The organism is Maricaulis sp. (assembly GCF_048269565.1).
Classification (GTDB): Bacteria; Pseudomonadota; Alphaproteobacteria; order Caulobacterales; family Maricaulaceae; genus Maricaulis.
Window position 1 is genome coordinate 100,325 of record NZ_JBLXIK010000007.1, and the last position, 17,625, is coordinate 117,949.

Annotated in this window: 21 protein-coding genes and 1 tRNA gene; 10 read left to right on the top strand and 12 right to left on the bottom strand. The window is 64.6% G+C overall.

Translation table 11 applies throughout. The features are described 5' to 3' along the window. Nucleotides 1–44: 44 nt before the first annotated feature. Nucleotides 45–515 carry a cupin domain-containing protein gene (locus ACN0YL_RS12750; protein ID WP_417498237.1) on the top strand — a complete coding sequence of 157 codons (471 nt, stop codon included), beginning with the start codon at nt 45–47 and terminating at the stop codon, nt 513–515. A 3-nt stretch (nt 516–518) separates the two neighbouring features. On the opposite strand, the gene ACN0YL_RS12755 is transcribed toward ACN0YL_RS12750, so the two are convergent. Beyond that, complete coding sequence (locus ACN0YL_RS12755; protein ID WP_417468565.1) at nt 519–860, bottom strand: aspartate decarboxylase; 342 nt, start codon at nt 858–860, stop codon at nt 519–521. 126 nt (nt 861–986) lie between these two features. On the opposite strand from ACN0YL_RS12755, the gene ACN0YL_RS12760 reads away from it, so the two are divergent. Further along, on the top strand, nt 987–2,231 hold the full coding sequence (locus ACN0YL_RS12760) for an NAD(P)/FAD-dependent oxidoreductase (RefSeq protein ID WP_417498238.1): 1,245 nt from the start codon (nt 987–989) through the stop codon (nt 2,229–2,231). 168 nt (nt 2,232–2,399) lie between these two features. Here the strand turns inward: ACN0YL_RS12760 and dapD are convergent, their stop codons facing one another. From dapD to rpmH, 7 genes are all read right to left on the bottom strand, one after another. Further along, on the bottom strand, nt 2,400–3,224 hold the full coding sequence (dapD, locus tag ACN0YL_RS12765; RefSeq protein WP_417498239.1) for a 2,3,4,5-tetrahydropyridine-2,6-dicarboxylate N-succinyltransferase: 825 nt from the start codon (nt 3,222–3,224) through the stop codon (nt 2,400–2,402). Further along, nucleotides 3,217–3,930, bottom strand: a complete 714-nt coding sequence (locus ACN0YL_RS12770; protein ID WP_417498240.1) for a pyrimidine 5'-nucleotidase — start codon at nt 3,928–3,930, stop codon at nt 3,217–3,219. The genes dapD and ACN0YL_RS12770 overlap by 8 nt, the downstream gene beginning before the upstream one ends. Continuing rightward, nucleotides 3,920–4,915: a DUF1036 domain-containing protein gene (locus ACN0YL_RS12775; RefSeq protein ID WP_417490996.1), complete on the bottom strand. Its 996-nt coding sequence runs from the start codon at nt 4,913–4,915 to the stop codon at nt 3,920–3,922. The genes ACN0YL_RS12770 and ACN0YL_RS12775 overlap by 11 nt, the downstream gene beginning before the upstream one ends. 13 nt (nt 4,916–4,928) lie before the next feature. Continuing rightward, nucleotides 4,929–5,507, bottom strand: a complete 579-nt coding sequence (gene yihA, locus ACN0YL_RS12780) for a ribosome biogenesis GTP-binding protein YihA/YsxC (RefSeq protein ID WP_417468570.1) — start codon at nt 5,505–5,507, stop codon at nt 4,929–4,931. A 65-nt stretch (nt 5,508–5,572) separates the two neighbouring features. Further along, the gene (yidC, locus tag ACN0YL_RS12785; RefSeq protein WP_417498241.1) at nt 5,573–7,363 is read right to left on the bottom strand and encodes a membrane protein insertase YidC; all 1,791 of its coding nucleotides are present in this window, start codon (nt 7,361–7,363) and stop codon (nt 5,573–5,575) included. 14 nt (nt 7,364–7,377) lie between these two features. Continuing rightward, nucleotides 7,378–7,755: a ribonuclease P protein component gene (gene rnpA, locus ACN0YL_RS12790; protein WP_417498242.1), complete on the bottom strand. Its 378-nt coding sequence runs from the start codon at nt 7,753–7,755 to the stop codon at nt 7,378–7,380. A gap of 5 nt (nt 7,756–7,760) precedes the next feature. Next, a complete protein-coding gene (rpmH, locus tag ACN0YL_RS12795) occupies nt 7,761–7,895 on the bottom strand; it encodes a 50S ribosomal protein L34 (RefSeq protein WP_417468573.1) in 135 nt (44 codons plus the stop codon). Nucleotides 7,896–8,026: 131 nt separating this feature from the next. On the opposite strand from rpmH, the gene ACN0YL_RS12800 reads away from it, so the two are divergent. Next, nucleotides 8,027–8,782 carry a TVP38/TMEM64 family protein gene (locus ACN0YL_RS12800; protein WP_417498243.1) on the top strand — a complete coding sequence of 252 codons (756 nt, stop codon included), beginning with the start codon at nt 8,027–8,029 and terminating at the stop codon, nt 8,780–8,782. Nucleotides 8,783–8,801: 19 nt separating this feature from the next. Continuing rightward, the gene (locus ACN0YL_RS12805) at nt 8,802–10,265 is read left to right on the top strand and encodes an ATP-binding protein (protein ID WP_417498244.1); all 1,464 of its coding nucleotides are present in this window, start codon (nt 8,802–8,804) and stop codon (nt 10,263–10,265) included. On the opposite strand, the gene ACN0YL_RS12810 is transcribed toward ACN0YL_RS12805, so the two are convergent. From ACN0YL_RS12810 to ACN0YL_RS12820, 3 genes are all read right to left on the bottom strand, one after another. Further along, complete coding sequence (locus ACN0YL_RS12810; RefSeq protein ID WP_417498245.1) at nt 10,262–10,864, bottom strand: demethoxyubiquinone hydroxylase family protein; 603 nt, start codon at nt 10,862–10,864, stop codon at nt 10,262–10,264. The two genes, ACN0YL_RS12805 and ACN0YL_RS12810, sit on opposite strands and share 4 nt — an antisense overlap. After that, nucleotides 10,861–11,382, bottom strand: a complete 522-nt coding sequence (locus ACN0YL_RS12815; RefSeq protein ID WP_417498246.1) for a disulfide bond formation protein B — start codon at nt 11,380–11,382, stop codon at nt 10,861–10,863. Before ACN0YL_RS12815 ends, ACN0YL_RS12810 begins: the two co-directional genes overlap by 4 nt. A 67-nt stretch (nt 11,383–11,449) precedes the next feature. Then, on the bottom strand, nt 11,450–12,067 hold the full coding sequence (locus ACN0YL_RS12820; protein ID WP_417498247.1) for an exopolysaccharide biosynthesis protein: 618 nt from the start codon (nt 12,065–12,067) through the stop codon (nt 11,450–11,452). Between the two features lie 125 nt (nt 12,068–12,192). Between ACN0YL_RS12820 and ACN0YL_RS12825 the strand changes: the two genes are divergently transcribed. The 5 genes from ACN0YL_RS12825 (at nt 12,193) to ACN0YL_RS12845 (ending at nt 16,128) form a co-directional block, all read left to right on the top strand. After that, nucleotides 12,193–12,277, top strand: a tRNA-Leu gene (locus ACN0YL_RS12825). 96 nt (nt 12,278–12,373) lie between these two features. After that, entirely contained in the window at nt 12,374–13,255 is an 882-nt protein-coding gene (locus ACN0YL_RS12830) for a YkgB family protein (RefSeq protein WP_417498248.1), read from the top strand. A 133-nt stretch (nt 13,256–13,388) separates the two neighbouring features. Further along, nucleotides 13,389–15,182: a long-chain-acyl-CoA synthetase gene (locus ACN0YL_RS12835; protein WP_417498249.1), complete on the top strand. Its 1,794-nt coding sequence runs from the start codon at nt 13,389–13,391 to the stop codon at nt 15,180–15,182. Then, nucleotides 15,179–15,772: a DUF924 family protein gene (locus ACN0YL_RS12840; protein ID WP_417491007.1), complete on the top strand. Its 594-nt coding sequence runs from the start codon at nt 15,179–15,181 to the stop codon at nt 15,770–15,772. The genes ACN0YL_RS12835 and ACN0YL_RS12840 overlap by 4 nt, the downstream gene beginning before the upstream one ends. A gap of 131 nt (nt 15,773–15,903) precedes the next feature. Continuing rightward, complete coding sequence (locus ACN0YL_RS12845) at nt 15,904–16,128, top strand: hypothetical protein (protein ID WP_417491008.1); 225 nt, start codon at nt 15,904–15,906, stop codon at nt 16,126–16,128. A 25-nt stretch (nt 16,129–16,153) separates the two neighbouring features. Here ACN0YL_RS12845 and ACN0YL_RS12850 read toward each other — a convergent pair whose 3' ends face one another. Then, a complete protein-coding gene (locus ACN0YL_RS12850) occupies nt 16,154–16,522 on the bottom strand; it encodes a VOC family protein (RefSeq protein ID WP_417491009.1) in 369 nt (122 codons plus the stop codon). 178 nt (nt 16,523–16,700) lie between these two features. Between ACN0YL_RS12850 and ACN0YL_RS12855 the strand changes: the two genes are divergently transcribed. Beyond that, nucleotides 16,701–17,624: an alpha/beta hydrolase gene (locus ACN0YL_RS12855; RefSeq protein WP_417498250.1), complete on the top strand. Its 924-nt coding sequence runs from the start codon at nt 16,701–16,703 to the stop codon at nt 17,622–17,624. The last annotated feature ends 1 nt before the right edge of the window (nt 17,625 follow it).

Consider the following 17,625-nt stretch of genomic DNA (forward strand, 5'->3'; position numbering starts at 1 on the left):
AACATAGCCGGTTCGCCCGGCCGCGCCAGAACAAGGATGCAGCCATGAGCAAGTTTGCCATCGAGGATGTCGCCGAGATTTCCAGATGCGGTTATCCCGCGCCGATGGATGAGCCCTGCCGAGGACGCCATACCCGCCGTCTTGGCGATGTGGCCGGCCTGACCCAGTTCGGCGTCAACCAGGTGCGGCTGGAGCCCGGCGCCTGGTCATCGCAGCGCCACTGGCACACGCATGAGGATGAATTCGTCCAGGTCATTTCCGGCGAAGTCACGCTGGTGATGGATGGCGGCGAGACAGTGATGCGACCCGGCGATTGCGCCGGCTTCCGTGCCGGCGTCGAGGACGGTCATCACCTCGTCAATCGCTCCGACAGCGATTGCGTCTTCCTCGCCATCGGCACCCGCATCGACGCCGATGGCGCCGAATACCCCGATATCGACATGAGGGCGCTGCCGGAACGCTATGACCGTCCGGGCACGGGCACTTTCGTCCACAAGGATGGGACACCCTATTGAGCCCTAGTGCGAGCGCCCGTGCGTCTCGCGATAGCGTTCCATCGAGATCGAAATCTTGAAGGTCTCGCGGTATTTGGGCGAGCCGACGGGGCGCGGCGGGTGCTGGGCCGTGAGGGCGAGGATGCGTTCCAGCGTGTCATGGGCGGCACCGCTCTGGCCGGCGCCGATATAGGCGTGCAGCTCGACCAGCGCGTCGGACAGCGGATCGCCGCCGCGGATGATGAAATAGGGCTCATTGGCATCGAGCCGCTTGAGGACATCGAATTCCGACGGGTTGTTGGCGGAGCCGTAGGGCGCGGCCGGATCGGCAGCATCCGGATTGGTCTTGGCTTTCACATCGCTCACGGCATTTTCCTTCATGGTTCTTGTCTGGCGCGTATTGCATCAGATTCGAGGCCGGCGTGACAGGGGCTGATCAGCGCACTGGGCGGGTTTCTGGCTGTTGTCCCGGGAAAAGACTAGAAGACCGCCATGACCGAACAATCTCCCAAACAAATCGCCATCATCGGTGGCGGACCCGCCGGCCTGATCGCCGCCGAACGCCTCAGCGCCCATGGCCATGGCGTCACCGTCTATGAGCGCATGCCGACCCTGGGCCGCAAATTCCTGATGGCCGGACGCGGCGGGCTCAACCTGACCCATAGCGATGATCGCGACGCCTTCATGGCGCGCTATCGCGAGGCCTCCGGCTGGATGTCCTCCTGGCTGGAAGTCTTCACCCCGGCCGATCTGTGTGCCTGGGCCGAGAGCCTCGACCAGGCGACTTTCGTCGGCACCAGCGGCCGCGTCTTCCCGCAGGCGATGAAAGCCTCGCCGCTGCTGCGCGCCTGGATCGCCCGGCTGGAAGGGCAGGGCGTGCAGTTCCGGATGCGTCATCAATGGACCGGTTGGGGCCAGAACGGCGAATTGCTGTTCAACACGCCCGATGGCGATGTGGTCATCGACAAGCCGGATGCTGTCCTGCTGGCGCTTGGCGGCGCCAGCTGGCCCAAGCTGGGTTCCGATGGCGGCTGGGCCGAGTTGTTGCGCTCGCGCGGTGTCGAAGTCGAGGATCTCGCTGCCGCCAATTGCGGGGCGCAAATCGCCTGGAGCGAGATCATGAAATCGCGCTTCGCCGGCCAGCCGCTGAAGACGATCGCGATCAGCCTCAATGGCGAGACCGTGCGCGGCGAGGCGATGATCTCGGAATACGGCCTGGAAGGCGGCGCGGTCTATGCGCTCTCCACCCCGATCCGCAAGGCATTGGCGACCGGCTATCCGGTCACGGCGACGATTGATCTGCGTCCCAATCACAGGATTGCCGAGGTCACGGAGCGCATCGCCTCGGCGAAGAAAGGCCAGTCGCTGGCCAACACGCTGCGCAAGGCCGGCCTGTCACCGCAGGCGATCGGCCTGCTGCGCGAGAGCGGTAATCTGCCCACCGAACCGGCCGATCTCGCCCGCCGCATCAAGGCAACGCCGGTCACCATCACCGCCCAGACGGGTCTGGACCGCGCGATTTCCTCGGCCGGCGGCATTGCCCGCGACGGCCTCGATATCGGCCTGATGATCAAGGCCCTGCCCGGCGTCTTCGTCGCCGGCGAGATGATTGACTGGGAAGCGCCGACCGGCGGCTATCTGCTGCAGGCCTGTTTCTCGACCGGGGTTGCGGCCGCACGCGGGATCGAGGTCTGGATGGAGCTGCAGACGCAGCCGGAAGAAAGCGATGCCGAATAATCGACCCTAAAGCCAGCCCACCGCTTTCTTCCCCGCTTGCGGGGAAGTGGCCGCGCAGCGGCCGATGGGGCGGCGAAGCCGAAACCCCGCGCTGCCGCGCGGCCCCTCCACCGCTTCGCGGTCCCCCTCCCCGGTAAACCGGGGAGGAAAGCGTTTGGCCAGGCGAAACTACCGCAACAGCTCATTAATCGAGGTTTTCGAGCGCGTCTGGGCATCGACGCGTTTGACGATCACGGCGCAGGCCAGGGACGGTCCGCCCTTGGGGTCGGGCAGGGTGCCGGGGACCACGACGGAGTAAGCCGGGATCTCGCCGCGGGTGATTTCGCCGGTAGCGCGATCGACGATCTTGGTCGACTGGCCGAGATAGACGCCCATCGAGATCACCGCGCCGGTGCGCACGATGACGCCCTCGGCGACTTCCGAGCGCGCGCCGATGAAGACGTCGTCCTCGATGATCACCGGTCCGGCCTGCAAGGGTTCCAGCACGCCGCCAATGCCGACGCCGCCGGAGATATGCACCCGCTTGCCGATCTGGGCGCAGGAGCCGACGGTCGACCAGGTATCGACCATCGTGCCTTCATCGACATAGGCGCCGAGATTGACATAGGAGGGCATCAACACCACGCCCGGCGCGATATGGGCGCCCCGGCGCACGGCGCAGGGGGGTACGGCGCGGAAACCGGCGGCCTTGAATTCGGCTTCGCCCCAGCCTTCAAATTTCGACGGCACCTTGTCCCACCAGCGCGCCCCGGCAACGCCGCCCTCGATCAATCCCATCGGATTGAGACGGAAGCCCAGCAGCACGGCCTTCTTGAGCCATTGATTGACGGTCCAGTCGCCATTGCCGGAGCGCTCCGCAACGCGGGCCTTGCCGCTGTCGAGCAAGTCGATCGCCGCCTCGACGGCCTCGCGGATCTCGCCGCCGGTTTCGGTCGAGACCGAGTCGCGATCATCCCAGGCGGCTTCGATCAGGGTCTTGAGCTGGTCAGTCATGGGTCGGCTCCGCTGTCGTGGATGTCCGCATCTCGCCGAGGAAGGTCGTCAGGCAATCGGCGGCGAAATGGATATGGTCGGGATCTTCGCCGGCGCGGCTGTGATCTTCGGTTCGCAGGCCTTCCTTCGCGCGGATCAGCACGGTTGTGAACCCCATTTCGTGGGCGGTCTTCAGGTTGCGCACGGAATCCTCGAACAGCACCGAGCGCGGCACCGGCAGGGCGAAGCGGGCGGCGAAACGGTCAAAGCCCTCGCGGTGCGGCTTGGGCGTGAAACCGGCGGCCTCGACGTCGAAAATGTCGTCGAACAAATGGTCGATGCCCAGATGCGCCAGCACATTCTCGGCATGTTTCAACGAGCCATTGGTGTAGACTAGCCGCTTGCCGGGCAGGGCGGAGAGATGCCGGATCAGTTCGGGATTGGCCGGGATGACGCTGTGATCGATATCGTGCACGAAATCGAGGTATTCGCGGATATCGAGCGGATGATTGGCCATCAGCCCGTGCAGGGTTGTGCCGTAATCACGCCAGTAGGTTTTCTGCAGCAGCCGCGCCTCGTCATGCGGCAGGTCGAGCAGGCGCGCGACATATTCCGTCATACGGGCGCTGACCTGGGCCATCACCGGCGCATCGGAGGGGTAGAGCGTGTCGTCGAGATCGAACACCCAGTGATCGATATGGGTCAGGTCGGGGCGGTCAGCGGTCACGTCTGGGGCCTGCAAAATCGGATTCCTCGATCGTGATCCGGACACCGCCATCGACGGGCTCGGAGATGCGGCGGAAATTCGCCGTGGCATAGCCGCGCTCGGTGCAGCCCGTACGTTCCTCGGCGAGGAAGCGGGCCGGGGCGATACAGAAGGCGTCCGTGCCGCCATTCAGCGGCCGGCGCGTCGCGGCATTGATCCGCTCGGCATAGAAATAGGTGTTGGTCGTCTCGAGCCGGGCCGCCAGCAGGCGGGCGCATTCGCCGGCGTGCAGGCGCCACCAGCCGCGCGACTGCCAGATCTCGCCGGAGCGATAGCCGATCGCGGTGGCGATATCGCCGTCGGACTCATTGCAGATCGTCAGGCCGCTCTGGGCATTGCGGGTCATGGCGCGCGATTCCAGCGCATCGATCAGCGCCGTGTTGGCCGGCCGCGTGCTCAGCTCGGCATCGGCCATGAAACGGGTGACGGCGCGATCGGTGCCGCGACCGTCATAGCCGTCGACAGCCGTGATCGGATAGCCTGCCGATTGCAACAGACGCTGGATGCCGGCGACTTCGGCATGTGTGCCGAAATTGTCCGGCCCCACCAGCACCGTCCGGTCGCGCTGATCGCCTTCCCGGACAATGAAATCGCGCGAGGCGAGGCCGAGGGCGGCGCAGCGTGTGTTGGCGATGACCTCGAAATCGGCCTCATCGACGCACAGGGCCGTGGTGCCGCGCCATTCGCGCACGCCGCCGAGATAGGCATCGCTGGTCTTGGCGTAGAAATACAGCGGTTGATCATCGGCCAGTTCGACATTGCCGGCCACTTCGCTGCACTCGCCGGGCCGCATCCGCATCCAGCCCTGGATCGCGACACCGCCGGCGACCGGCCAGCCCGTCGCGACATGGACGATGTAGCTGGTCTGGTTGCAGACATCATAGGCGCGCGCCGGAGCGGTAGCGCAAAGCGAGAGGCCGAGGAGGATCAGAAGGCGCATCAACATGAGGCTTGGCTCCCTAACCGGCACCGCCCGGCAACAGCGCGGCGATTTCGGCGCGCAGGTCATCGAGGCCCTGGCGTTTGCTGCTCGAGGTCGCCACCACGCGCGGGAAGGCGGCGGGGCGCTTGCGGATCGCCTCGAGCGATTCCTCGATGGTCCGCGCGACTTGCGGTGGCTTGATCTTGTCACACTTGGTCAGCACGAGTTGATAGCTCACCGCGGCCTCGTCAAACACATCCATGATCGCCTGGTCGACGGGCTTGAGGCCGTGGCGGCTGTCGATCAGCAGGTAGACGCGCTTGAGATTGACGCGGCCGCGCAGGAAGGCGCGGGTCAGCCGGGTCCATTTGTCGACCACATCCTTGGGCGCCTTGGCAAAGCCATAGCCCGGCAGATCGACCAGGCGCAGCTTGCTGCCCTCGAGATTGAAGAAATTGAGCTCGCGCGTCCGGCCCGGCTCGCCCGAGGCGCGCGCCAGCCCGACCTGGTTGGTCAGCCCGTTGATCAGCGACGACTTGCCGACATTGGAACGGCCGGCAAAGGCGACTTCGGTCCGATCCGGCGGCGGCAGGTGGTCGAGATCAACCGCCCCCATCAGAAATTTGCACGGGCGCGCAAACAGGAGCCGCCCGGCTGCCAGATCAGCTTCCCGGGACGCGGTCAGTTCCCGCCTCCCCTCATGCGGTCGCGGATATGGGCGATCAGCTTGTCGAGCTGGGTCTCATTCCCGTGACGGCGCATGATGACATATTGCTGGGCTACCGAGAGCGCATTGTTCCACGCCCAGTAAATCACCAGGCCGGAGGCAAAGCCCGCCAGCATGATGGTGAAGACGAAGGGCAGGAAGGCGAAGATCTTCGCCTGCATCGGATCGGGCGGCGGCGGGTTGAGGGCCTGCTGCGCGGCCATGGTCAGACCCATCAGGATTGGCCAGATACCGATCGCCAGCACGCCGCCGAGAATCGGCCAGCTGGACGGGTCGAAGGGCAGGAGACCGAACAGGTTCCACATATTGGTCGGATCGGGTGCCGCCAGATCGCGGATCCAGCCGAAGAAGGGCGCGTGGCGCATCTCGATGGCGTTGAACAGGGTCTGGTAAAGCGCAAAGAAAATCGGTATCTGCGGCAGGATCGGCAGGCAACCGGCCAGCGGATTGATCTTCTCCTTGCGGTAGAGATCCATCATCGCCTGTTGCTGTTTCTGCTGGTCGGCCGCGTAGCGTTCCTTGATCTCGGCGATCTTCGGCTGCACCGTTTTCATCTTCGCCATCGAGGCAAAGGCGCGGTTGGCGAGCGGGAACATCACAATCTTGACCATCAGCGTCAGGGCGAGGATGGCGAGGCCGACATTGCCGGTCAGGTTTTCCAGATGGTGCAGCAGCCAGACGAAGGGCCGCGCCAGGAACCAGAGCCAGCCCCAGTTGATCGCCATGTCGAGCTTCTGGATGCCCTGGTCATTCTGGGCCGCCTGCAGCACATCGAGTTCCTTCGCACCGGCGAAGATATGCGAGGTCGAGCTCAAAGAGGCGCCGGCGGGCAGGATTTGCGCGGTTTCGACATAGCTCGATTCAAAGGCCGTGATGCCGGCGCGTTCGATGGTGCGGAAACGGGCGGTGAAATTGCGGCTCTGGTCGGGAATGGCGGCGGCCATCCAGTAGCGCATGGTGATGCCGGCCCAGCCGCCCACGCCGCTGGCTTCGTCTTCCTCGCCATCTTCGAGCTTGGAGAATTTGCGCTGGATCAGGCGGCCATCGACCACGGCGAGCGCGCCCTCGAACACGGCCATATTATTGGTCAGGTCGGTCGGCATGCCTTCATCGCGAACCAGGCCGTAGCGCTGCAGCTCGACATCACCGCCTGTGGTGTTGGTGACGGTGTCGGAAATGGTGAAGAGGTAATTTTCGTCAATGCTGATCGTGCGCTCGAAATGGAGGCCGGAGGCGCTGTCATAGCCGATCACGATCGGGGTCTCTTCGGTCAGGACATTGCCCGACAGCAGGGTCCATTCCGTGCTGCCACCGGGCAGGTCGGCAAAGCCCGGGGTCGGTGACTGCCAGCCATCGCGGACGTAGAAGACATCGCCGCTGCCGATCGGGTTGAGCAGGGAGACCAGCTCGCTGCCGCCGACCTCGACCGTGTGGCGACGCAGGCGCAGATCATCGAAACGGGCGCCGGTCAGCGAGATCGAACCTTCAACACTTGGTGCATTGATCTCGACGCGCTGGGCCGTGGCGAGTGCTTCAGGCCGGTCGAGTGCGGAGACAGTCGGTGCCGAGGTCAGGGCTGCCGGGAGATCGGGATCAATACCCTGCTCGACCAGGGCAGCCTGTTCGGCCTCGATCGCGGCGCGCTGGCGCTCCTGCGCCGGGCCGGTAATCAGGAACTGGTAACCGAGCATGATGACCAGCATCAGCCCCAGCGCGATAAAGAGATTGCGTTGTTCTCCGCCCATGACAGTCAGGCCTCTCAGGCTCGTTGTTTCGCGTTGCCCGGGGCCTCGTCGGACGCGAGGCTCACCAATGCACTTTCGACATCTTGCAGCAAACGCGGCCAGGCCCGATCGGCGGTAGTCGCGCGTGCAATGAATACATAGTCAAAGCCGGGCCGTCCGTGGAGGGGCAGTAGCAGCCGCGCCGCTTCGCGCAGGCGCCGCTTGACCCGGTTGCGCACAACCGCATTCCCGACTTTCTTGGTGGCGGTAAAGCCTGCGCCCAAACGCAAAGCGCCGTCCCGCTGGCGTGCCTGAACAACGACACCCGACCGGACGGCTTTTTTACCCTGTGCGCAGTGCAGGAACTCACGCCGCTTTTTCAGCCGGTCAATGGCTGGCGGCGTGGTGTCCATGGTCGTTAAGCGGAAAGCCGCTTGCGGCCCTTGGCACGGCGACGTGCCAGAATTTGACGGCCAGCTTTCGTCGCCATACGCGCACGGAAGCCGTGCCGGCGTGAGCGGACGAGCTGGGACGGTTGAAAAGTGCGTTTCACGGTCGCGCTCCATCGGCGATCAATTCAAGAGCGGCGCTAATACGCATATGTAGGGCGGGCGTCAAGCGCGCCGGCGGCTATTCGCATGACAACAGGGTGCCGAAAATGCAGCGGCGGTGTAGGAATGAGCGATGAAAGATCCGGCATTGACCAATTCACCGACCGCAGGAGGGCGGGTCCGGCTGCGCCTCGCGGCGGGGCTGGTGCTGGCGTCGGCCATGCTGCTGGCGCTCTGGCTGGGCGCCTCGCCGCAGGCGCTGGTCGATCTGGCGCAAGGGAATGCAAATGCCGGCTGGATCGGCGACAATCTCCTGCTGGCCAGCCTCGCCTATGCCGCGTTTTATATGCTCGCCGTTACGGTCTCCCTGCCGGGGGCGCTCTGGTTCAGCATCGGCGCCGGGTTTCTGCTCGGAAGCGGTGCCGCAATTCCCGTCTCGCTGGCGGGAATCACCTTCGGCGCGGCCAATGCCTGGCTGATCCTGCGTTTTCTCGCCGGGCCCGGCCTGCGCCAGCGCACCAAGGACCGGATTGCGCGTTTTGCCGATGGCTTTCATCGCAATGAGTTTGCCTATGTCATCCTGTTGCGGGTGCTGCCGCTGCCGTTTTTTCTCGTCAATCTGGCTGCGGCGCTGCTGGGGCATCGCTTCGTGGCGTTTTTTGCCGGCACGCTGATCGGCTCGCTGCCCTCTGTTGTCCTCTACGCCAATCTCGGGGCGGGGCTGGGTGAGCTGGTCGAGGCGGGCGTGCAGCCGGGTCTGGCGGATCTGACGCGACCGTCTTTCCTGGTCGCCGTGGCCATGGTGGTGCTGATGGGAGCCGTCGCGATCGGTCACCGGCTGCGGGTCCGGGCGCGGGCCCGTGATGCCTTGTCGCGGTCGGAGCCCTAGGATATGGGGCGAAGCATTCATGCCTGAGACATCCCCGCCTCCTGCCGCGCCGACCGGTGCGCTGCCCCGAATGCTCCGCGCGATCGCTGCGGTCTGCCGCGGCATGATCGAAAGCCTGCCGGGGCAATTGCTGATGCTGACCGTCGGCTTCATCGCGATCGGTGTTGTGCTGGTCTATTTCCCGGCCTCGGCCGGCTATCGTCTGCAATGGATGATGGATCGGGCCGAGGCAGCGCACCTGGCGGCGCTGGCGGCCGATGTTGCTCCCGGAGGGGCGTTGGGTGAGGACGAGGTCTGGGCCTTGCTGGCCGGCGCTGACGCTGTCGCAGTCTCGCGGGTGCGCGGCGGCATGAATGAGCTGGTGCTTTATGCCGGCCCGATCGACGGTGAACTGACCGAAAGCGATGTTCGCACCACGGGCTGGATCGGGCATGTACGCGACACGATCGAGGCCATGACCGCGGCCCCCGGGCGCTTCCTGCGGATCCGCGCGACACCGATGGGCCGGCCCGACGAGCTGATCGACGTCATCGTGCCCGAAGCGCCGCTGAAAGAGGCCCTGGCGGTGTTTTCCCGCCGCTATCTGGTCTATTCGGCGCTGATTGCCCTGGCCGTTGGCACCATCATCTATCTGGCCCTGTTCTACATGTTCGTCCGGCCGATGCGGCGGCTGGCGACGGCGATGATCCGTTTTCGCGGCGCGCCGAACGACCCGTCGCTGACGATCCGGCCGGGCGGTGCCCGCAATGAGATCGGCCAGGCGGAAACCGAGCTGGCGCAGATGCAGACGGAAATCCGTCAGGCGCTGCTGCAGCGTGAGCGGCTGGCGGCGCTCGGCGAGGCGGTCGCCACCATCAATCATGATCTGCGTAATGTCCTCGCCAGCGCCCAGCTGGTCTCTGACCGGCTCGCCATGGACAGTGACGACCGGGTGCGCGGCATGGGGGAGCGGCTGGTGCGGGCGGTCGATCGCGGCGTGCGCCTGTGTGAGGCGACGCTGGAATTCGGTCGCGCCGAGGAAAGCCCGCCCGTGCGCCGCAGCGTCGTTCTGACCGAACTGATCGAGGAGGCCGCGCGTGATGCCCTGCTGGTCGAGGGCGAGGCGAGGGTCGACTGGCGCAACCGGGTCGAGCCGGAGCATCGGCTCAATGCCGACCCCGATCACGGGCACCGCATATTCCTCAACCTGTTCCGCAACGCCATCCAGGCGATGTCGGTCAATGCATCCGCAGCGGCGGTGCTGGAGGTCGTGGTGGTGTCGGAGCCGGGTTTCTGCCGCATCGAGGTCAGCGATTCCGGTCCGGGCGTGCCGCCAAGGGCCAGGGACAATCTCTTCCGTCCCTTCGCCGGCTCGACCAAGCGCGGCGGCACCGGTCTCGGCCTGTCCATCGCGCGCGATCTGGCGCGGGCGCATGGCGGTGATGTCGAACTGGTCTCGACCGGGCCTGAAGGCACCGTGTTCGCGGTGCGGTTTCCGGTCTAGATTTTTTCGCTGACCTTGATTGCCAGGCGGCAGCCGGCCTGGATCAGGCCGGACAGGAGCGGATAGCCCGGCGCGTCTTTGGCGCCTTCCTCGATCGCGAGGTCGCGATGCGCCAATTCCTCGGTGCGGAACTGGTCGAACCTGTCGGCAAGCTCATCCTCACCCATGGCACGCAGCTCGGTGATCTGGCCGGCATAGTGCTGTTCGATCACGCTCTCGACGGCCTCGGTACAGGCATGCGCTGCCTTGTCGCCCATCAGTGCGGTGACGGCGCCGAGGGCGTGACCGGCCATGTTCCAGACCGGGCCCAGCGCCGTCGGGCGCGCCCGGTGCTTGACCAGCAGCGCGTCGAAGGCCTCGAGATGCGCCTGCTCGTCGGCTTCCATTTCCTCGAGCTGGCGGGCGATGCGGGCCTTCTGCGGCAGCTTGCCGTAAATCGCCCTCTGGCCGCCATAGATCGCGACGGCGCCGTATTCACCGGCATGATCAACGCGCAGCATCTGTTCGATCCGGTGCGGATCGCGACGCTTGCCGGGCAGGGGAATGCCTGGCTGGGGTATGATTTCGGTGACAGTCTTTCGGGCGGGCGTTTCGGTCATGATGTCTTCAGCCCCCGCAAGCCGACCCAGCCGGCGACCGCGGCCATGACGACGGAGATCGCGGCATTATAGCCCGCCATCGAAATCCCCAGCATGCGCCAGGCGGCCTCGTCGCACAGCACGACCGGGCGCTCGCCATTGAGTGCGGCCATGATGTCGCTGGCGCTGATGCTGGCGCCGCCCGATGCCGTGCAGCTGGCCGGGCCGTCCCACCAGTCATTCTCGATGCCGGCATGCCAGAAGGCGAAGCCGGCTGAATACAGCAGCAGCGCCGCCATCAGGAACAGGATCCACGGCGTGAAGCGGGCGAAGTCCGGCTTGAGCATGAGCGCAAGGCCGCTGGCAAAGCCGAGCGCGATCACCGCCATGTGGATGTGGCGCTGGTCGTAGCAGAGCGCGCAAGGGTCATAGTGGCCGATATATTGAAAGCCCCAGGCGCCAAACATGATCAGCAGCGAACCGCCTGCGATCAGCAGCGGCCAGCGTGTAAGCGGGAAACGGGACAGGACTGGGTTCATTGCCGGCATGATGATCGACCTTGGTTACGCTCGCACCGTGACCAATGCGCACACGGGAAGACGGGGCTCAGAAGACAGATTGCAGGAAGGTCTTGATCACATCAATGACCGTATGTCCGAAGACCAGCAGCAGGGCGATCCAGACCAGGCCGAGGATCAGCCCGCCAATCACCAGCAGCCCGTCACGGGTCAACAGGCCCAGCGCTGCGATGGCGAGCGCGATGCCCGGTGTTGTATTGGTCGCCGGCAGCGGGATCAGGATGCTGGTGCAGAAAACCGCGAAGATCGCGCCGATCATGCGTTCTGCCGTCGGCCCCGACAGGGCAGTCAGGCGAGGCCGCGCCAGCGCCTCGAGCCAGCCGAACCATTTGCGGCCGCCCTGCGCCATGCGCACCAGGCCGCGCTTGTCGAGCCGGCTCGCCTTGAAGCGCGCCGGCAGCCAGGGTTCGCCCCGGCCCATCACCATCTGTACCGACAATGCCATCATCGGCAGGGCCATCACCTGCGGCACGCCATAGAGGAAGGGGATGGAGACGGGCAGGGCCATCGCAAACAGGATGATGCCGAAAGCGCGCTCGCCGAGGGCATCGACGAAGTCGCCAAGGCTCATCCCGTCTTCACCGGCATCATCGGCAATCTGTTCAAGCGCACCAATCAGCCCGCGCGAGGCAGCAGTCTCGGTCATCGCCGACCCCCAAGCAAAAATCGCCCGCGAACCTAGCTGCACAAGGCAGGGGCGTCGAGCGCATTGGGCCGTTGACAGCGGGCGCGCGGATCGTCAGCTTGCGCTTCCTGCATTTCCCACGGTTTGCCCCTGTGGCGGAACTGGTAGACGCGACGGATTCAAAATCCGTTTCCTCACGGAGTGCCAGTTCGAGTCTGGCCAGGGGCACCAATTTCAACAACCCGCTTGCGTTCGCGTTTGCCGTCAGCCTCGCCTCCGGCAATGACCGGTGCTAGGTTTTGCCGCGCCCCATCAGGAGACCGGTTCGTGCCATCCACAACCAATGCCTTGCTGTTCGCCCGCGCGAGCCTTGCCATCATCTTTCTCTGGCTTGGTGCGATGGACTTCACGCCGGTCGGGGAAGCCATTGTCGGCCAGTGGCTTGCCGGGCATGCCTTCCTCTCGGGGCTTGAGGACCAGGCCGGTTCAGCTGCGAAGGCGCTGGGGATTTACCAGATTGTGATGGCGGTCTTGATCGGTGCGCCGCTGCCTCTGGGCAGTTTTCGCCGCATCGGCTTTGTGCTGCTGGGGGTTTTCTCCGTGCTGGCGCTGACGGCCATGCTCACCAATCCGGTCTGGCTCGCCGCCGAGGGCGGATTCCCGGCGATCGGCTCCGGCCAGGGCATTCTGAAATACGTCGCGATCGCCGGTCTTTCACTGTGGGCCGGCAGTTTCGACAATTCGCGGATATTCTCCAACCGTACCAGCAAGACCCGTGCGGTCAGCCTGCCGGTGATGTGGAGCGGTCTCGTGCTGGTGCTGGCCTGGATCGGTGTGATGAAATTCACTGCCGCCGAGGCGGCCGGGATCGCGCCGCTGATCGCCAGCAGTCCGGTCTTTTCCTGGATGCAGGCGCTGATGCCGGAACGGGTGATTTCGGCGCTGATTGGCGTGATCGAGATTTTCACCGCGCTGGCATTGCTGGGCTATTGGTTCAATCCGCGCCTGTTCCGCATCGGGCTGGTGATGTCGATCATGACCTTCATCGTGACGCTGTCCTTCCTCTTCACCTATGCCGGTGCCTGGGACGAACAGCTGGGCGGCTTTCCGGCACTGTCGAGCAGCGGCCATTTCCTGATGAAAGACCTGGCCCTGCTGGCGGTCTGCTTCGCCTTCGTCAACGAGACGCGGGTGCGGCGTTACCGCTGAGGCGCCGCTTGCCGCGGAATCTCTGCGTAACCTTGTGAAACTTGCTTCACAACTCCCGGCGCTTTCACGGCGTTTGCTTGACCGTAACGCGCGCACTCATACTCTGTCGAAAACCAATCGGGAGAATTGGCCTATGGGAGTGCTCACCGCGATTACGCGCGAGGTCGGATTCATGTCCGCCATGCTGCGCGTGCTTGGTCAGATCAAGAAAGTCGGGCCGGCATCGGGCCTGCGCGTGCCGGATCATATCGAAAAGACGGTTGACCGTTTTGCCGATCAGGCGATGGCCATCACCGATGAGGGTGAGGTCAGCTATGCGGCCTTCGAGGCCTATGCCAACCAGGTTGCCCACTGGGCGCTCGAACAGGGGATGAAGCCGGGCGAAACCGTCGCGCTCTTCATGTCCAATCGCTGGGAATATATCGCGGTCTGGTTTGGCCTGTCGAAGGTCGGCCTCGTGACCTCGCTGATCAATACCCAGCTGACCGGCAATTCGCTCGCCCATTGCCTGACCATCGGCCAGACCAGCCATGCCATTGTCGAGACGTCGCTGGCGGAGGCCTATCTGTCGGCTGAGGCGGCCGGAACGATCGAGGCGCAGGCCTGGAGCGTCGATGGCGAATTTGCCGGCGCGCGCGATTTCAATGCGGCGCTGCAGCGCCAGAGCACCGCGCGGCCCGACCCGTCGGTGCGGGCAGCGGTCAAATCTTCCGAGCCGGTGCTGAAAATGTTCACCAGCGGCACTACGGGCCTGCCCAAGGCGGCGCTGATGACGCATGTGCGCGCGCTCTATTACCTCAACATCTTCGGCATCGCCTCCAAATGCACCGAACGCGACCGCATGATGATGGTGCTGCCGCTGTATCACGCCACCGGGGGACTGTGCGGCGTCGGCTGCGCGCTTTCCTTTGGCGGGGCACTGGTGATCCGGCCAAGATTCTCCGCCTCCTCCTTCTGGCCCGATACGGTGAAATACGGCGCGACCCTGTTCATGTATGTCGGCGAGCTCTGCCGCTTCCTGGTCAATTCGCCGGAAGTGCCCGAGGAAAGGCAGCACACCCTGCGCTGCGCTATCGGCAACGGCATGCGCCGCGATGTCTGGGAGCAATTCCAGGAGCGGTTCAAATTGCCGCAAATCGTCGAGTTCTACGGCTCGACCGAAGGCAATGTCGGGCTCGTCAACGCCACCAACCAGCCCGGCGCGATCGGGCGCGTGCCGTCCTATCTGCGCAACCGCTTCAATATCGACCTGGTCAAGTTCGACCTCGAGAGCGAAATGCCGCTGCGCGGGCCGGATGGCCATTGCGTGCCTTGCGCGCCTGACGAGGTCGGCGAGGCGATCGGCCGGATCGATCCCGAGGATGCCCGTTTCCGCTTCGACGGCTATGGCAGCAAGGAAGACACCGAGAAGAAGATCCTGCGCAATGTCTTCAAGCCCGGCGATGCCTGGTTCCGCACTGGCGATCTGATGACGCGTGACCGGCTCGGATATTATTATTTCGTCGACCGGGTCGGCGACACTTATCGCTGGAAGTCGGAGAATGTCTCGACCGGCGAGGTTGCCGAGGCGCTCAATTTCGACGGGATCGAACAGGCCAATGTCTATGGCGTCGAAGTCCATGGTCATGCCGGTCGCGCCGGGATGGCCGCCCTGGTCGCCGGGCATCATGTCGTCGATCTGGACGCTCTGCACGAGCACATCCATCGCGCCCTGCCGGCCTTCGCGCGCCCGCTCTTCCTGCGGCTGCAACAGCAGACCGACACGACGGGCACATTCAAACTGCGCAAGGTCGAACTGGTGAAGGAAGGCTTTGATCCCGACCGGATCGAGGATCCGCTCTATTTCGACCATCCGGTGATCGGCAAATATGTTCGGCTGACGCGCGAGCTCTATGAACAGATCGTCGACGGACGACTGCGCGTATGACCGCGCCGCGCGTGACCGCGGCGGATATCCGCCGCTTCTGGTTCGAGGAGGCCGGTCCGGCGGCTTGGTATCGGGTCTCGCCGGCTTTCGATGCGCGCATGCGGCGCCTGTTTGCCGCCAGCGTCGAGTACGAGGCGGCGGCGCTGCGCGCCGGCCATCATGCCTGGCTCGATGATGCGGAAGATGCGCTGGCGCTGGTGGTGCTGCTCGATCAGTTCCCGCGCAATATCTGGCGCGGTTCCGGCAAGGCCTTTGCCTTCGACCCCCTTGCGCGCCAGGTCGCCCGCTCGATGATCGAACGCGGTTTCGACTATGCCGTCGCCGAGGATCGCCGCGCCTTCGTCTACATGCCCTTCATGCATTCCGAAGCCCTGTCCGACCAGGATTATTGCGTCGAGCTGGCCGGCGAACGTCTCGCCAGCCCGGGCACGCATGAGCACGCGGTCAAGCATCGCGAGGTCATCCGCCGCTTCGGCCGCTTCCCCTATCGCAATGACGCCCTGCAGCGCACAAGCACGCCGGAAGAGATCGATTATCTCGAACAGGGCGGCTATGCACCGGGCCGGATCGACTCGGCAAAAAAGACCTGAGGGCATACCTGTCCGCCCGTCTGGTTTGGCTGTAAATTGTAACCAATTGAATTAATGTGATGAATTGGGTGGGGCGTCTGGCCCCGGGCTTGCGTTTCCTCCGGCAAGATAACAATGCTCCGGAGAGCCCCATGACGCCGCATGTTCAAATCACGATTGAAGACTTCCGCCAGATCGCCTGGACGATGGTCGATCTGCACGGGCCGCGGGCGATCGACTATGCCGACGAGGCGGTCACGGATCTCGACGGCCAGGGCAAGGTCGAGGGCGCTGATGCCTGGCGTGCCCTGCGCTCGGTGATGGAAGATGCACTGGCGGGACGCCTGGGCCGCACCGGCTCGCTTTCGGTTCACTAGCGCGCTGTGCCCCGGTGCTGGCTTGCTAGGCGCCGATGGTTTGCCCGAACATGATCCGGTGCCCTTCGGGGGTTTCGACACCAAATTCTCTCAGACCCCAGGGCTTGTCAGCGATGGTCTGATTAAACCGGACGCCATTCTTCCTGTATTGGTCGTAGAGATCATCGATACCCTCGCAATTCACATAGGCGAACAGGGCGTGGTTGTTCGTGTCTCTGGCAGGGACTTCGCCCTGGCAATCTCCCACCATCAGATGGAAATCATCCAGCTGTAGAAATGCCCAGCCACCAATGGTGTTGTTCAGGGTGAAGCCCAGTCTTTCCGTGAAATATCTTACGGCGGCATCGAAATCATTCACTGCCAGGACGTGCTGGGTTTTTGCGACCTTGAACATGGGGGCTCCCGGATGATTGGGGCGGGTTTGCGAGCAAACTGCGCTGTCGATCCGAGGTCATAGAGTGCGCCAGGCGATCTGCACACCGATTTCCAGCCCTGGTCACCCGCAAATTCAGCGCCCGCTGGGGCAAAATGGCGCGATAGGCGACCGCTACGGCCTATGCTAATCCAGCCCTATGGACACTTCCGCCTGGACCCGCGTACTGAGCAAATTCGGCCTCGACGACCCGTTCGAGCCCGGCCGCACGGCCGCGCATATGCGCAAGGCGCTGCATGAGGCGACGCCGCATCTCGATGTCACGCCGCCACCGGTGGAGGCGGTGCGCGATTTGGTGATCCCCGGTCCGGTCGGCGACATCCCGGCGCGGCTCTATATTCCCAACGGATCGACGGTGCCGGCGCCCTGTGTGCTGTTTTGCCATGGCGGCGGTTATGTCGTCGGCGATCTCGACAGCCATGACGCCCTGTGCCGGCGCTTGGCAGCGGTCGGCGGCGTGCGTGTGCTGGCGGTGGATTACCGGCTGTCGCCGGAACATGTCTTCCCGGCCGCCGTCGAGGACGTGCTCGCCGCTTTCGACTGGCTCGCCGGCGAGGGTGCGGCCGAGGTCGGTGCCGATCCGGCACGACTGGCCGTGGCCGGCGATTCGGCCGGCGGTGGGCTGGCGGCAATGCTGGCGCAGGCGCGGCGGCGGCAATTGCGTTTCCAGCTGCTGATCTACCCGCTGCTGCAAATGGTCGAGCGCCGCAAGTCCAAACTCAAGGCGCTGGAAGGCCATATCTTCTCCGCCATCACCCTGGACCAGATCGCGCGCTATCATTTTGCCGACGAGCGCGACGCCGGCGACAAGCGCGTCTCGCCGCTGCTCGAGGATGACCTCGCCGGCTTGCCGCCAGCCTATATCGCTGCGGCCGAACTCGATCCGCTGATGGATGAGGGCCAGGCCTATCGCGACCGTATGATCGCGGCCGGGGTGCCTGTGGACTACAAGCTCGGCAAGGCGCTGCCGCACGGCTATTTCAACCTGACCGCGGTTCTGCCCGGTGCCCGCTCGCTGATCGACAAGGCCGCGCTGGCTCTCGGTGATGCCCTGCGCGACTGAG